This is a genomic window from Citrobacter sp. Marseille-Q5395, assembly GCF_947057495.1.
Taxonomy (GTDB): Bacteria; Pseudomonadota; Gammaproteobacteria; order Enterobacterales; family Enterobacteriaceae; genus Citrobacter; species Citrobacter murliniae.
This window is the reverse complement of the sequence record NZ_CAMSEL010000001.1, coordinates 378126-394025: the sequence shown is the minus strand read 5'-3', so window position 1 is coordinate 394025 and position 15900 is coordinate 378126. Positions and strand designations below refer to the sequence as shown.

Annotated in this window: 10 protein-coding genes; 2 read left to right on the top strand and 8 right to left on the bottom strand. The window is 50.7% G+C overall.

Annotated elements, in window-relative coordinates; translation table 11 throughout:
• Window positions 1-20 precede the first annotated feature (20 nt).
• The 8 genes from ghxQ to mocA form a co-directional block, all read right to left on the bottom strand.
• On the bottom strand, window positions 21-1388 hold the full coding sequence (gene ghxQ / locus OH663_RS01760; protein ID WP_045447221.1) for a guanine/hypoxanthine transporter GhxQ: 1368 nt from the start codon (window positions 1386-1388) through the stop codon (window positions 21-23).
• 35 nt (window positions 1389-1423) lie between these two features.
• The gene (gene guaD, locus OH663_RS01755) at window positions 1424-2740 is read right to left on the bottom strand and encodes a guanine deaminase (RefSeq protein ID WP_045447218.1); all 1317 of its coding nucleotides are present in this window, start codon (window positions 2738-2740) and stop codon (window positions 1424-1426) included.
• A 17-nt stretch (window positions 2741-2757) separates the two neighbouring features.
• Window positions 2758-4158, bottom strand: a complete 1401-nt coding sequence (xanQ, locus tag OH663_RS01750; RefSeq protein ID WP_200009958.1) for a xanthine/proton symporter XanQ — start codon at window positions 4156-4158, stop codon at window positions 2758-2760.
• A gap of 164 nt (window positions 4159-4322) precedes the next feature.
• A complete protein-coding gene (locus OH663_RS01745) occupies window positions 4323-7193 on the bottom strand; it encodes a molybdopterin-dependent oxidoreductase Mo/Fe-S-binding subunit (protein WP_200009957.1) in 2871 nt (956 codons plus the stop codon).
• The gene (gene ygfM, locus OH663_RS01740; protein WP_045447207.1) at window positions 7190-7969 is read right to left on the bottom strand and encodes a molybdopterin-dependent oxidoreductase FAD-binding subunit; all 780 of its coding nucleotides are present in this window, start codon (window positions 7967-7969) and stop codon (window positions 7190-7192) included. The genes OH663_RS01745 and ygfM overlap by 4 nt, the downstream gene beginning before the upstream one ends.
• Before the next feature lie 50 nt (window positions 7970-8019).
• Window positions 8020-9348, bottom strand: coding sequence for a putative aminohydrolase SsnA (gene ssnA / locus OH663_RS01735; RefSeq protein WP_048220603.1), 1329 nt, complete (start codon window positions 9346-9348; stop codon window positions 8020-8022).
• 2 nt (window positions 9349-9350) lie between these two features.
• Window positions 9351-12449 (bottom strand): putative selenate reductase subunit YgfK, encoded by a 3099-nt coding sequence (gene ygfK / locus OH663_RS01730; protein ID WP_200009956.1) that lies wholly within the window; start codon window positions 12447-12449, stop codon window positions 9351-9353.
• A 309-nt stretch (window positions 12450-12758) separates the two neighbouring features.
• Window positions 12759-13349 carry a molybdenum cofactor cytidylyltransferase gene (gene mocA, locus OH663_RS01725; protein WP_200009955.1) on the bottom strand — a complete coding sequence of 197 codons (591 nt, stop codon included), beginning with the start codon at window positions 13347-13349 and terminating at the stop codon, window positions 12759-12761.
• 103 nt (window positions 13350-13452) lie between these two features.
• On the opposite strand from mocA, the gene yqeC reads away from it, so the two are divergent.
• Both yqeC and yqeB read left to right on the top strand, forming a co-directional pair.
• Window positions 13453-14223, top strand: coding sequence for a selenium cofactor biosynthesis protein YqeC (gene yqeC / locus OH663_RS01720; RefSeq protein ID WP_200009954.1), 771 nt, complete (start codon window positions 13453-13455; stop codon window positions 14221-14223).
• Between the two features lie 47 nt (window positions 14224-14270).
• On the top strand, window positions 14271-15896 hold the full coding sequence (gene yqeB, locus OH663_RS01715; protein WP_200009953.1) for a selenium-dependent molybdenum cofactor biosynthesis protein YqeB: 1626 nt from the start codon (window positions 14271-14273) through the stop codon (window positions 15894-15896).
• Window positions 15897-15900: the final 4 nt, after the last annotated feature.

Here is a 15900-nt window from a genome sequence, read left to right as displayed (position 1 = left end):
TGTATGGCGCGGAGCTTCTCTTAGATTGCCCAACCACCTGCGTAAAACACGACCAGGGCGACGGTAATGATAACAGTACCGATATTCAGTTTGTGCCATTCGCGCGCAAATACGCGGCCCACCACCAGCGTTACAAAGCCCAGCATAATACCGGTAACGATATTGCAGGTCAGGACGATGAATACCGCGCAAACCAGTCCTGCCATAGCATCAATAAAGTCATTGAAGTCCAGTTTCGAGACGTTACTTAACATCAGCAGACCAACGTACATCAGTGCGGGGGCTGTGGCATAACCGGGGATCAGAAACGACAACGGTGATAAGAACAGAATCAACAGGAATAGAAAGCCTACAACAGTCGCAGTCAGACCTGTCTTGCCGCCGGCAGCAGTCCCAGCCGCAGATTCGATATAGACAGCTGCAGGGGCTGCGCCTACCAGGCCTGAAAATATCGAGCTTACTGAATCGCTGGTTAGTGCTTTACCTCCGTTAATAATCTGATTGTCTTTATCCAGAAGATTCGCCTGACCAGCGACCGCACGGATGGTGCCAGTGGCATCGAACACTGCGGTCATCACCAGTGCCAGTACACTCGGGAGCACGGTTGGCTGAAGCGCACCGATAATATCAAGGCTGAATATAAGGGATTTTCCATCTTCGCCAGTCAGGCTGGGCATGGCTACCAGACCATGGTATTTCACCGTTGGATCGAAAATTAAGCCAATGATCGAGATGGTGATAATGACCAGCAAGATCCCGCCTGGAACGCGGCGCTTTTCCAGACCGAAGATAACCGCTAATCCCAGCAAACTCATCAGCACCGGAAAAGAGGTAAACGTACCAAGCGCCACAGGTAAGCCTTCAATCGGATTTTTGATGACCATACCGACGCCGTTGGCGGCAATCAGCAGCAGGAACAGACCAATACCGATACCTGTACCGTGTGCAATACCCATTGGTAAATTACGCAATATCCAGGTACGAATACCCGTTACGGAGATGGCGGTGAAGATGAGGCCCATCAGAAAGACCGCGCCCAGCGCGACAGGCACGCTAATTTGTTGCCCGAGCACCAGGCTAAATGCGGTAAATGCGGTAAGTGAAATGGCGCAGCCAATCGCCATCGGCAAATTAGCCCATAACCCCATCAACAGGGAGCCGAAACCTGCGACCAGACAGGTGGCGACAAAAACTGCCGCAGGAGGAAACCCCGCTTTTCCTAGCATGCCGGGAACCACGATAACGGAATAAACCATGGCCAGAAAGGTGGTCAAACCCGCCAGCACTTCCTGACGAACGGTACTGCCACGAGCTGTAATTTTAAAATAATTATCCAACGCGCCTTGGGGCTTTGGTGCGTCCGGTGTTTGTAGGATGTCTCCAGACATAATGATGTCCTCACGAGGATGTTAAGGTTTTATTATTAGTTGCGTTCGTACACCAGACGACCATCAACGTAGGTGCGGTAGATAGAACGGTCATCGCCCAACGTCATCATCACGAACAATTTGTCGACTAAAGAAACAGAGTTGTCATAGCGCAGTTGCTGAAGCGGCGTTGCTGTCGGTTCCATCACCACGAAATCGGCTTCTTTACCTGGCATAAAGTTGCCGATCAGGTTGTCGAGCCCCAATGATTTCGCACCGCCCAGGGTGGCAAGATAAAACGCTTCATAAGCTGAGAGGCGATACCCCTGTAACTGCAACACTTTGTACGCTTCGTTCAGCGTCTGCAGCATGTTGAAGGTGGTTCCTGCGCCAATATCAGTTCCCATGCCGACTTTCACTTTTTTCTGCCATGCTTTTTGTAAATTGAATAAGCCGCTGCCAAGATAAAGGTTGGAGGTCGGACAGAAAGCGATACTGGATTTGGTTTCGCTCAGGCGGTCCCACTCTTTTTCTTCCAGATGGACGCAGTGAGCAAAGACGCAGTTTTTACCTGTCAGACCGTACTGATGATAAACATCCAGGTAGCCATCGTGTTCAGGATAAAGTGATTTCACCCAGGCAATTTCATCTTTGTTTTCACACAGATGAGTATGTACCCACGTATCGGGATACTCTTCTTTCAGGCGTTGTGCCATCGCCATCTGTTCGGGCGTTGAGGTGGGGGCGAAACGTGGCGTAATGGCATACAGCAGGCGGCCATTTTTGTGCCAGCGTTCGATTAGCTCCTTACTTTGCTGATAGCTGCTTTCTGCCGTGTCGAGTAGATAATCTGGCGCGTTGCGATCCATCATTACCTTGCCGGCAATCATTCGCATATTGATATGACTCGCGGTTTCAAACAATGCATCCACCGACTGCGAATGAACAGTACCAAACACCAGCGCCGTGGTAGTGCCGTTACGTAATAACTGCTTGATGAAGAACGCCGACATTTCGCGTGCGTATTCTAAATCTTCATAACGACGCTCGGTGGGGAAGGTGTGTTTGTTCAGCCATTCCAGCAACTGCTCGCCATAGGCGCCGATCATTTCACTCTGCGGATAATGGATATGCGTGTCGACAAAGCCCGGGACTACCAGCTTGCCGCGATAGTCGCGGACACGAATGGAGTCAGGGATTTGATATTTTCCCTCTTCCCACTCGCCAAACCATGCCACTTTCCCCTGGCGAATCAGTAACAATCCATCTTCGATAAATCGCAACGCAGAGGAAATCTCTTCCGGGTTATCAACCGTACGGGTGACATCAATAAAACTGCCTCGAACTGCTTTTAACGTGTGTTCGCCTGACATCATTAACTCCTTTACTGTTAATCCATCTCTTCCGCTGAGGGAATACCTGGCAAAACGTTTTCTTGTCGGTAGCCTCCTGGGAGAATGATATTTAAAACAATTGCGGTTAACCCTCCGGCACAAATAGGATTTTCAACTAATACATAAATAGAGGCGGGTAAGATTTTAAAAATCTCGGGGTCATATGAAACGCCAAGACCCAAACCCAAAGAGGTAGCGACGATCAATGTTTCACGTCGTTTTAATCCGTTGGTGATAATGATGCGGATACCGGCAATTGCAATCATGGAAAACATCAGCGTCATTGCGCCACCCAGAACCGCTGAGGGAATGGTGGTGAAGAAGCCGCCGATCATTGGAAATAACCCGAGGATCACCAACATTACCGCGATGCTCCGTCCAATATAACGTGAGGCGACGCCAGTCATCTGAATCACGCCGTTGTTCTGTGCAAAGGTGGTTAATGGCAATGAACCGACTGCGGAGGCAATAACAGAGACTAGTCCATCCGCCAGCACGCCTCCTTTCAGACGCGACTGATATTCCTCCCCTTGAATCGGGCGGCGGGAAACCATCGCTGTGGCGGTGATATCGCCTACCGCTTCCAGCACACTAAGTAGATAAATCGTGCCGACAACCAGGAACTGATGAAAGCTGAAACTAAATCCGTATTTGAATGGATGTGGGATGGTGATGAGCGGCAGATTGCGCATGCTGCTGAAATCAACCATGCCCAGGCATAACGAAACGATATAGCCAACGCATAAACCAATGGCGATACCGCCCATGCGCAGAAGCGGGCTGCGGCAGCAGTTAAAACCGATAACCACAATCAGAACCAGCAATCCGACGCCAAGATGTTCGTAACTGCCGAACGTGCCGCTACTTTTGGCGGCAAAGCCGCCACCAAAATCAATGATGCCGACTTTAATCAGACTTAAGCCAATCATCAACACGACGACACCGCTGACGGTGGGAGTAATCACTCTGCGTAAATAAGGGAGAATAAATGAAGCACCGACCACGAGAAATGCGCCCACGAAGGAGACGCCAAGTAGCGACGACATGATTAATTCTTCGTGGAAACCGTCGCTTTTCATGCTGCTGCCCAGAGCAATCATGACCGTAACAAATGAAAAATTGACTGACTGAATGGAGAGTAAACCGGAACCCACGATGCCATAACGGTTTACCTGTAACCAGGTGCCAATGCCGGAAGCGATCATCGCCATGGAAACCAGATAGGCAGTGGTTTCTACGGAAAGCTGTAATGCCGCACCCACAATTAGCGCGGGTGTCACCATCGGAACGAAAATTGCCAGTAGATGAGTAATTGCGCCAATGATTGCCTGATGAAAGGGAGGGCGGTCCTCCAGTTCAAATATAAGGTCGGAGCCTGCACGGTTTATATCAGACATCCCTTCACTCCTTTTAAAGTAAATTTGATCATCTGAATCAGTAAAATATATTCCCACGAATTTGGGGCGCAGGACGCCTTGAGAACGGCTTATCTCATTTTCGCAGTCACTATTTAGTTATCTATAAAACAGGGAAACTGGCCGCCGGAGCGGCCATTTATGGTTTATATTTTTTCCAGTGCGGTGAGTATTTTCTCCGGAGTGAAATGCCATTCGCGCAACCAGACGCCGCAGGCATCGTGAATAGCAGTTGCAATCGCCGGAGCTGCGCCATTTACGCCAATTTCTGAGATCGATTTAGCACCGAATGGGCCGACTTTATCGTCACTTGGTACCAGAACGGCGCGGAAATCACGCGGAATGTCGCCAATTTTTGGCGCACCATAACTTCGCAAATCGCGTGTCAATGGGTGACCCTCGGCGTCGTAAATGATTTCTTCACTCAAGCTATGACCGATAGCACGCATGGTGGCGCCGTAGATCTGACCCAGCGCTAACTCTGGGTTGACCGGTGTGCCACAGTCCAGCAAAGCGTAGAATTTATCCAGACGGATTTCACCCGTACGGGTGTTTACGGCAACTTCGGCAAAGTTTGCCCCATACGGAAAGGCAAAATCAGGTGTGATATAGCAGGCGGTTCCCACCAGTGAACCAAAACCAGTACCGGTTTCTCCTTGATGAGCGATTTCTCCGAAACTGACTTCTCCTTTCTTCCCGCGGACGATGCCCGGAGTGGTCAGTTGGACATCTTCCAGTGGTTCACCCAGCATGTTGGCTCCGTGGAGGAGGATTTTCTCGCGCAGATTTTCCGCCGCCATACGTGCTGCATTCCCGGAGAAACAGGTGCCGGACGAGGCATATGCGCCTTTGTCAAATAACGCATGGTCGGTGTCGCCAGAAATAACATGTACGTCCTGTGGCGCGCAATGTAGCACTTCTGCCGCCAGTTTTGTCACCACGGTATCCAGGCCGGTGCCAATATCTGCACCGCCTGAATGGACAATAATCGTGCCATCAGATTCCAGTTTGATCATGCAGTTAGCCTGATCGATATCTGGTATCCCCGATTTCTGCATGATAATGGCGACGCCTCGCCCCACACGCCAGTCACCTTCCTGCGCTTTCGGCGAAGACCATTGGATCATCTCACGTCCCTGTCGCAGGATCTCTTCCAACGCGCAACTGGCGGCAGAAGGGACGGAGGTTGGCGCTTTGCCTTCGCCGATAGCGCCGAGGATCTTCAGTTCTTGCCCTTCGTGTACCCGGTTACGCTCAATAATTTCCAGTTGGTCAATCTGCAACTGTTCCGCCAGTTCTGCTAACGCCATGGTGATGGCGAAGTTACCTTTTGGCGCGCCGTAACCTTGATAAGCACCGTTTGGGCAAATGTTGCTGTAGTAGGTGGTGACCTGGAAATCGACGTTATCGCACGGATATAACGGCAACGACAGAGCCGGTCCGTTACACGGTACGGTGAGTGAATGGTTTCCGTAAGGTCCTGTATTGGCGCGGAAATCCATTTTCACTGCCGTCAGGCGACCATCTTTTTTCGCCCCCAGTTTAACGGTGACTTTCGCTACGTGGCGTGAGGTGTTGGCAATAAACTCTTCTTCGCGGGTGTAGCGGAACAGAACCGGACGTCCGGTCACGCAAGTTGCCCATGCGCATACTTCTTCCAGCAGAATGTCCTGTTTGGAACCAAAGCCGCCGCCAACGCGCTCTTTAATGACATGAACCTTATGCTGTTTCATACCGACGAGGCGCGCTACCTGACGGCGCAAGTGCCACGGTACCTGAGTAGAGGCGTGGATCACCAGACGATCGCCATCCATACGGGTAAAGCAGATATGAGTTTCAGTAGGGCACTGCTGAGCCTGAGTTGAGTTATAGGTTCGCTCAATGATCACATCGGCATCGGCGAAACCTTTGTCCATATCGCCGATATGGCCATGAATGCTGGCCGCGATATTTTTGCGTGGGCGTGAACCGATTGGGAAGTTAATGAGCATATGCTCGCCACGCTGGGCTGCATGGCTATTGTCTTCTTCCAGCGTATCTGGCGCGCCAGCGACATAAATTACCGGTTCGTCGTGTACTACTGGGGCATCTTCCGCCATCGCATCGTCAATTGATATCACCGGCTTGAGAACGTCATATTCAACGTCGATGAGTTTCAGTGCTGCCAGCGCAATCTCTTCGCTTTCGGCTACAACTGCGGCAACGCGATCGCCAACGTGACGCATTTTTTTGCCGAACATGCGACGGTCGAGCGGTGAAGGTTCTGGTGCGCTTTGACCGCCCGGGGTGTAGTAGATGTCCGGGCAATTCAGGTGAGTAATAACGTGAACGACGCCTGGCATAGCTTCGGCTTTGCTGACATCCAGATGTGTAATCAGCGCGTGGGCGTGAGGGCTGCGTAACATTTTGATGATGCAGGCGTCAGCTGTCACGCGGTCTTCAACATAGCAGGGTTTTGCCTGCACCATTTTAGCGGCATCGGTTTTCGGATAGTGCTTACCAATGACCTCAAGGTCGTCGCGGAAAGTCGGAGCGATATCAATCGTCGCCTGTGGATTATTTTTTCGCGCAACCGCCAGTTCAATGACCTGATAATATTGCTGCCAGCCAGCGTCGCGGCTGAACAGGCCAGAAAGCGCGTCGTCGATCTCTTCGCGGGTTGGTGCTGCAACACGATCGAGTAGATCGCTGATAATCAGAGACGCTGCCGGATCGTTATAACCGGACTGGACTACGCCGACATCAACCATTGCCTGCTGAACCAGACTTAATTCGTTCCATTTGCCTAAGGATTCAGCGGTGCGGATTTCTGCCTGATCTAACTGAGCAGCGATAAGCAGGGAGGCGTTGACGATGTTGCCGTTATAAATAATCGCATCAGAACCGGCGAAACCGAAACCATCATCACTGTTGCGTACAGAGTGCATGCCCATGTTAAACAACAGCTTTTGTACGTTTTCAGCAGGATTAACCTTTAGTTCCCTGGAAGCGCCATTTAAAGTCAAGTGGATGATCATACGGCTTCCTCCCCAGCCTGTTGGCAGTCGGTATACAGGTCGGCTACCACAACTCCCGTGATATAGCGTTTATACGCGACGCTACCCCGAATATCCCCCACGGGGAAAATCGCCCTGGCGACGGCTTGCTCCAGTGCGCGACCTTCCAGATTTTGTTTTTCTACGTCGTGCAGGCGCAATGTTTTACTGGCGACACCATCCAGCGCGATCCGCAGACCGTCGTGATCTGTTAATGCAACTGCTGCGGTAACCACGGTTAACCCCGCCTGGGAACGGCTAATTTTGCGAGTAGCACAAGTGCGATACGGATCTTTTATGATAATTTCAGTCAGCAGTCGGTCGCGTGGATCGGCAAGATAGTTTTCAATCGACAGTGTTTCGCCGTTGCCAAAAACCAACTCAGCATCCAGCGCCAGTAGTACCGGAAGTAACACGGACTCTTCCTGCCTGGCGGCGATTTCGCCACCGATAGTGGACTGGTTACGGACATGGCGGGAGTAGACAAAACCGAGCGCTTCCCGCAGCGCCGCTGGAATGTAGCGTGCATCGCGCAGAGGCTGTAAGCGCGACATTGCGCCAATGCGCAGTGCCCCGTTATCCCAGTCAACCCAGCCCAGTTCCAGATCCTGCAAAGAAATGGCAATTTTTTTATCCGTCCGGGTTGGTGTAGCGTTAAGTTTGCTGCCCCCGGCAAACCAGACAGCTTCATCCTGGTAGCGGCGCTTTAGTTCCAGCGCCTGTTCTACCGAGTCGGGTCTGAAAAATTGTTCAATCATCTTCTTTCCTTAATTTCCCTTCTTCTCTGAAAGAAGAGGGGATCTGTCATTTATGCCAGCGCATCCATCCGACGCCACATACTGGCGGCAGCTTTTCTGGCTTGCGCATAAATGGAATCGCAGTCGAAGTTAAACTGATGATCTTCATAAACCATCACGCCGTTGACCATCACACTGTGAACGCTGCCTGAACCCATACCGAAGGCGATATGTCCGGCGATATTGTCTGCCAGCAGTGGTGTCGGTGAGTTGTAATCGCAAATGGTTAAATCGGCTTTATAACCGACCTCCAGAAGGCCAAATTTTGCGCTGAAGTTGCGGCTAATCAGTTCGTTGCCGTTAGCCAGGGCTTTGGCAAAACTGTCAGGCCACAGCGAACCACCAGCGTCACGATGTTTAAAGAAGGCGAATTTCATCTCTTCAAACATGTCTGAACCGATGCCGTCAGTTCCCAACGCAAGATTGCGGATATCGCTAAGGTGATGGTTATAGCCGACATGGTTGTTCATGTTAGAACGGGCGTTATGCACCAGGAACGCATCGTGCTGATTAAGCCGATCGATATCCTCTTTCGACAGATACAACCCATGAGCGACCAGCGTTTTACTGTTGATGAGATCGTAGTCCGCCAGGCGTACCAGCAGGTCTTTGCCGTGCCAGTGGTGGCTGTGAGAGACGTCATACAAATCTTCCGCTGCGTGAATGTGTAAACCACGTCCCGTTGCTTTTACCGCCTCGCGAAGCATTTCCAGACCTGCATCTGGAACAGTAAATGGTGCGTGAGCGCCGATATGTGCTTCCACCAGATACGGCTCCATTGCGGATTTCTTCGCGTCGTCAATCTGATGGGCGAAACGGATGTTTTCTTCTACCCCTTCCTGTAACTCTTTGATGCCGTTGTTACGATCGGTGGTTTCAAAACAGGTCATCGCACGCAAACCAACTTTTAAAAATGCGTTGCGCAGTGTAGAGAGCGACCCTCCGATATAGGCAGGGGAAGCATGATGATCGATAACCGTGGTACATCCGCTCTTGATAGCCTCCAGTGAACAAATTAGCCCGCTGTAATAGAGCGACTCTTCATCAAGAGCGCGATCGAGCCGCCACCAGAGATTTTTCAGCGTCGAGATGAAATCCGGACAGGGGGCGATATTCGCCATAATTCCTCGGGACAAACCCGAGTAAAAATGGTTATGCGAGCAGACAATGCCTGGCATCACAATTCGACCATGCATCTCTTTGTAGCGGGCGTCAGGATAGCGTTGCGTCAGGGTGTCGCCGATAGCGATGATGACATCATTTTCGATGGCGATATCGACGCCTTCCTGTACTTTTGCCGGGTGTAGCTGAACTGCGGTGACATTCTTCAGAATCAACATGATTACACCTCCACGTGGCCCAGCAGATAATGATGATGCTGGTGGATATGGCTGATAATGCGGCACATATTGTTTAGCTCCGGTGGCACGTTGTTAAACAGCCCTTCGCTGTCGATGTTCAGATTCCAGCTTTGGTTATTCAGACGTACGCGCACCCGGTCATTTTCCACCAGGAAGCCAGGGTTGCTGCTGTTATCAAAATCCTGCGACAGGCTAAAGACGGTGATTTTGTCTTTGTATGGTCTGCCATTCCATGGGCAGAATTGGGCACAGTTACCACATTCGTTGCAGTAGGCATCGAGGTGGAGCGTCTGGAAACGGTTCTGGAATCCTGGAACCGGAATAGAGACGTTGGCGCGGTTCGGGCAGACATCGACGCACTTGCTGCAAACATAGTTACATTCAAGGCAGCGTGCGGCTTCCTGAGCGACAAATGCGTCACGGTCGTCGCTATTTACCATGGAGATAGAGATATCGCCTTTGCGTAGATAGATTTCCGCAGGGTTGGCGTTGTTCCAGTATTTATCGCTCTGGTGTGAACGGATGTTTTCCCGGCTAAGGATGGCATCCGTTGCCCGACGTGCGGTTCCAACCGCTGCGACAATAGAGGACGGCCCGCGTTGAACGTCACCAATCATAAAGACGTCAGCGAGGCGAGTTTCACCGTTGTGATCGACATCTGGCCAGCCGTTTTTGTCCAGTGGTACGCCCATAGCATTCAAGGTTTCAGTGTCCTGCTGTTCGCCAATGGCGGTAATCAGGCTGTCTACATGCAGCGTCACTGTTTCGCTGGTTTCAACCGGACGGCGACGACCTTTCTCATCAGGTTCACCAAGCGACATGACGCGCAGTGTTAAGGTACCGTCGGCATCAAAACGTTCCGGGTTGTTCAGGAAACGGAACTCTACACCATCGTGCAGTGCTTCTTCATACTCTTCACGCCACGCTGGCATCTCTTGCAGTGAACGACGGTAAATGACGGTCGCTTTTTCGACGCCAGGTACGCGTAATGCGGCGCGCGCGCAGTCCATCGCGGTGTTACCGGCTCCGACAATCACCACATGCTTGCCCAGGTGGAGCGCTGCACCTTTGTTGTATTCGCGCAGGAAGGGGAGAGATTTCCAGACATGTTGATTGTCGCCCGCCAGTTTTACACCGCTGTTTTTATCGGTGCCGGTAGCGATCAGAATGTAATGGAAGCCCTGATTTTTTAATTGTTCGACGGTTAAAGTCGATGAACAGCCATACTCAAATTTCACCCCATGGTCAGCGACAAAATCGATATCGTGCTGAATTAACTCCGCCGGAATACGGAACTGGGGAATGATATTTTTCACCACGCCGCCCGCATTGGCTTCGCGTTCAAATAGCGTGACCGGATGACCGGCTCTGGCAAGGAAGTAACCTGCCGCCAGACCCGCCGGGCCCGCGCCAATCACGGCGACTGGGTGGCGTGAACCGGAACCCGCTGGTTTGTGCCAGCGCTGTTTATACTCATCCCAGCCTTTTTCCAGCGCGACTTTTTTCAGTTCGCGGATATTCAGCGCACTGTCGTAGTCCAGGCGGGTACAATTGTACTGGCATTGATGATCGCAAATGTGACCGGTAATGGCGGGCAGGGCGTTGCGCTGATAGATAAGTTCCAGCGCGTCGGCATAGCGGTGCTCGCCCAGCAGGCGAATATATTCAGGGATATCCTGTTGGATGGCGCAAGCGGTGACACATGGTGCAACGTAGCAGTCGGTCAGCGGCAGATCTTCCGACACTTCAATACGCTCTTCGGGCTTCCAGTGTTTCTGGGTGTACTCCATGGTTAACGCGTCTGCCGCCAGCTTGTTCAGCCGTTCAACATCAACGTGGTCGAGACCCCAGGCATCTGACGCTTCCAGTTCACGCATGCAGGCGCTTAAACGCAGATAGCCGCCGGGTTTCAACAGGTCAGTTGCCATGGTGATCGGGCGAATACCAGTATCGAAAATATCGCGGATAGTCAGTTGGCTGGCGCCGCCGGAATAAGAGATAGGCAGTCTGCCATCAAAGGCGCGGGACAGAACTGCTGCAACATTGATAGAGAGCGGGAACAGCGCACGCCCGGACATATACATCTCTTCACCAGGCAGGGCGCCTTTGTTGTTGATAGTGCCGAGAGTGTTAGTCAGTTTGACGCCAAAGCTGAGCGATTTCTCTTTAGCCAGCGCCATCAGGCGTTGCAGCATCTCCAGCGCCTGTGTCAGCTTCAGATCATGATCAAAAGACTCTTCTTTTAAGCCGATGTAATCGAACCCGCAGCCATCAAGAATTTCACGTACCCGTGTGTAGCCCAACAAAGTCGGGTTAAGTTTCACGAAAGTGTTCAGCTCTTTTTCTTCCAACATGTAGCGGCAAATGGCTTCGATTTCATGTGGAGGGCAGCCGTGCATAGTGGAGAGGGTTACGCCTTGCACCATGCTGGTAGGGATACGTGCCGGTAGTGCCTGTAACTGCGCGCGTTTACCCTGCAAACCGTGGCGGGCTAAAAACGCGTCATCCAGGAGCAGTTTATTAAGCGTATCGCGGTATTGGGTGAATTTCGGATGTGCAGATGCGTCCATCATATTGTCGATGAATTGCTGCATTGGTGGTTGTTTAATACCGTCGAGGTTGTAACCGACGCTCATATTAAAGATGAACGATTTACCGGAGTTGGAAGGTTGGAACATGGCTTCAAGCAGATGCAAGGCAAACCAGGCTTTAAGGTATTCATCCCATGCTTTAAGCAGAGTGAATTCGGTAGACCATTCGGTGTTAAAACACTCGTCTTCTGCGTCGATACAGGGTTTTTCTAGCTCCAGACGGTCAAGAATTTGTACCGTTTTTAGTTCGATGAATCGTCCGCCGGTCAGCCATGAGGTGACGATATTTTGTGCGAGTTGCGTGTGCGGGCCAGCGGCAGGGCCGACGGGGGTAGCACAGGTTTCACCGAATACGTTGACAGATTTACCTTCTACGGGTGAGTAAAACTGCTGCTCAGGAATACCAAAGATAGAGCGTTGTTGTTGGTATTCATCAAATATGCGCGTCAAAAGTTCCTCAAACGGAATGGGACGCATAATATCCCCCATAACCCTCTCCTTAGCTTACACAGATATCATTGAGTGACCGGTATTGAGAAATCCGGTGGTTTAGAGGGATAGAGCAACAATCGCACCACTCTTGCCAACTTTGCCTGGTAATATAAAAAAATGTGAGGCGATTCGAAAGTTAAACGCTTTTTGTGAATTATCTCACAGTAGCCAAATGAGAATTAAAATCACTCCTGAGGTTTATTATTACCAGGGTTTTTATCACCTTTTCTCGTTTCTCAAAAACAGTGATTCCTTATCATTATGATAAAGGCATAGTGAGTGGGTTAAATATTTGAACGCAATCGTTTAACTGGGTTTTCTAAATTTAAGCATGCTTTTTTGTGCATTAATAAAATCTTCGGGAGTATCAATATCTAAAATTATTTCTTCATTTTCCATTTCGACGAAATAGTGTTCACCCATCAGCAATGCTTGACGCATATTGCTAACATTAGGTCGCTGGACCGCCTGCATCAGGCACGATTTCGACATTAAAATCGGATGTCCAGGTATGCCGTTGTGCTGAGGGAGTATTGCGCCATTGTTACGTAATGCCCAGATTTTTCGGAAAATATCGGTGTTCAGATTGGGCATGTCGCCATGGGTGATAAAACAATGCGCTGTTTCAACCGAGGGGGCTGCGGCTTTCACCGAGGTCAGCAAGCCCAGCGCATAATCAGGGTTATAAATAATAGTGATATTGGCATTGTTTACGTAGCGATTATGCAGTTTATCAGCACGATAACCGGTTACTAAAATAATTCGACTACAAAACTGCAACGCATTTTTGATACTTGCATCAAGAATTGTTCCTTGTTGCCAGGGTAACATCATTTTCCATTGCCCCATTCTTGATGATAATCCGGCAGCGGTAATTATACAGTCGATGGCTGACATAGAGTTTCCATTATTTATTGGCAAGTCATACCTGAAAATTGTGTCACTTTCCTACAAATAAAGTGATGGGGCTAATTTACCTCAGAGAGGTCCCAGAAGGCTCGTGAAAAGTATAATTGACCCGGCAATGTTATTCCTTGATTTAGGCGCAAAGAAACACCCCGCAGTCATTTCTGTTGTTGGTGCAGGGGGAAAAACCAGCCTGATTTTTTGGCTGGCGCAGTTATTTCAGTCCAGCGGCAGGCGCGTTTTAATCACTACGACCACACATATGTTTTTGCCCGATTCCTGCTGGCCTGTGATTTTCTGCCGCGAGCCCGTAATGCTTCCTCATGTGTCTCTCACGTCGCCTGTTTCATTTTGTTTTAACCGCTGGAAAGCGCAGTCAGGGAAAGCCCAGGGGTTTGCACCAGACGTCATTGATGCGCTGGCGCAACGTCCGGAATGTGATGTGATTCTCGTTGAGGCAGATGGCTCGCGTGGATTGCCGTTAAAAGCGCCGGATGAGCACGAACCTTGCATACCACAAAGCAGTTGTTGCGTGATTGCTGTGATGAGTGGGCATTTACTGGGCACGATAATTGACGCAGAAAATATCCATCGCTGGCCGCAGTTTGCCAACATCACCGGGCTGACGCCGGGGTCGACCTTGCAATTTAGCGATCTCGTTTCGCTGGTTCGCCATCCGCAAGGTGCGTTTAAAAACGTGCCTTCAGGTTGTCGGAGAGTCTGGTTTATTAGCCGTTTTTCTCAATGTGAGAATGTGATCGTACAAAGTGAGCTACTCAAGCCACTGCAACAACATGACGTAGAGGCAATCTGGCTGGGCGATATACAAGAAAATCCTGCAATCGCGCGCAGATTTGTGAAATAGCAGCCCGGGCATTCCGGGTAACTGAAAGGATATCCATTGAGGTTGGTATGAATATTTTCACAGAGGCTGCAAAACTAGAAGAGCAAAATTGTCCGTTTGTGATAGCGCAAATTGTTGATAGCCGAGGCTCTACACCTCGCCATTCTGCACAAATGTTAGTGCGTGCAGACGGTTCCATCGTCGGTACGATTGGTGGAGGAATGGTTGAGCGTAAGGTGATTGAAGAGTCGCTGGAGGCATTGCAGGAACGTAAGCCGCGTTTATTCCATGGACGCATGGCCCGTAACGGAGCGGATGCTGTCGGGTCAGATTGCGGAGGTGCAATGTCAGTATTTATTAGCGTACATGGTATGCGTCCACGGCTGGTATTAATCGGCGCGGGGCATGTCAACCGGGCCATTGCCCAGAGTGCGGCTCTGTTGGGGTTTGATATCGCCGTTGCCGATATTTATCGTGAAAGTCTGAATCCTGAACTTTTCCCGCCATCAACAACATTACTGCATGCAGATTCGTTTGGCGCAGCGGTGGAGGCGCTGGAAATTCGACCTGATAATTTTGTTCTTATTGCCACCAATAATCAGGATCGTGAAGTTCTCGATAAATTCATTGAACAGCCAGTCGCATGGCTGGGATTACTGGCAAGCCGCCGTAAGGTTCAACTATTCCTGCGCCAGTTGCGTGAGAAAGGCGTGTCAGAAGACCATATTGCCCGTTTGCATGCGCCGGTGGGCTACAACATCGGTGCCGAAACACCGCAGGAGATCGCCATCAGCGTGCTGGCAGAGATCTTACAAGTTAAAAATAACGCGCCTGGTGGGCTGATGATGAAACCTTCACATCCTTCCGGACATCAATTAGTGGTGATTCGCGGGGCGGGAGACATCGCCACTGGGGTGGCGCTGCGGCTGTATCATGCGGGTTTCAAAGTGATCATGCTGGAAGTGGAAAAACCGACGGTGATTCGCTGCAGCGTGGCGTTTGCCCAGGCCGTATTTGATGGCGAAATGACGGTTGAAGGTGTCACTGCTCGGCTGGTCTCCAGCTCTGTGGAGGCAACGAAGCTGACTGAGCGTGGGTTTATTCCGGTGATGGTCGATCCCACCTGTGCGCAGCTCGATGAACTTAAACCGCTCTGCGTGGTGGACGCCATTCTGGCGAAACAGAATTTGGGTATGCGTGCTGATATGGCACCAGTGACAATTGCACTTGGGCCTGGTTTTACCGCAGGAGTAGATTGTCATGCGGTGATTGAAACAAATCGCGGACACTGGCTCGGGCAAGTCATTTATTCTGGTTGTGCGCAGGAGAATACCGGCGTTCCTGGCAATATTATGGGACATACCACCCGGCGGGTTATTCGCGCTCCGGGTGCGGGCATGATGCGTTCGAACGTTAAATTAGGCGATTTGGTGGAGGAGGGGGATGTCATAGCCTGGATTGGCGAGCATGAAGTTAAAGCGCCGTTGACGGGCATGGTGCGTGGCTTGCTGAACGATGGACTGGCTGTGGTCGGTGGTTTTAAAATCGGTGATATCGACCCTCGTGGCAAAACGGCTGATTTCACCAGTGTTTCTGATAAAGCCAGAGCAATTGGTGGTGGAGTGTTGGAAGCGTTGATGATGCTGATGCATCAGGGCGTAAAAGCGACGAAAGAAGTGCTTGAAGTTGCTTAAATCA

Bases quoted from the DNA above. Each gene is read 5' to 3' on its own strand.
- ygfM (WP_045447207.1), bottom strand. From the start codon at position 7,969: ATGATTGAACAATTTTTCAGACCCGACTCGGTAGAACAGGCGCTGGAA.
- OH663_RS01745 (WP_200009957.1), bottom strand. From the start codon at position 7,193: ATGATCATCCACTTGACTTTAAATGGCGCTTCCAGGGAACTAAAGGTT.
- ssnA (WP_048220603.1), bottom strand. From the start codon at position 9,348: ATGTTGATTCTGAAGAATGTCACCGCAGTTCAGCTACACCCGGCAAAA.
- yqeB (WP_200009953.1), top strand. From the start codon at position 14,271: ATGAATATTTTCACAGAGGCTGCAAAACTAGAAGAGCAAAATTGTCCG.
- ghxQ (WP_045447221.1), bottom strand. From the start codon at position 1,388: ATGTCTGGAGACATCCTACAAACACCGGACGCACCAAAGCCCCAAGGC.
- mocA (WP_200009955.1), bottom strand. From the start codon at position 13,349: ATGTCAGCCATCGACTGTATAATTACCGCTGCCGGATTATCATCAAGA.
- guaD (WP_045447218.1), bottom strand. From the start codon at position 2,740: ATGTCAGGCGAACACACGTTAAAAGCAGTTCGAGGCAGTTTTATTGAT.
- ygfK (WP_200009956.1), bottom strand. From the start codon at position 12,449: ATGGGGGATATTATGCGTCCCATTCCGTTTGAGGAACTTTTGACGCGC.
- xanQ (WP_200009958.1), bottom strand. From the start codon at position 4,158: ATGTCTGATATAAACCGTGCAGGCTCCGACCTTATATTTGAACTGGAG.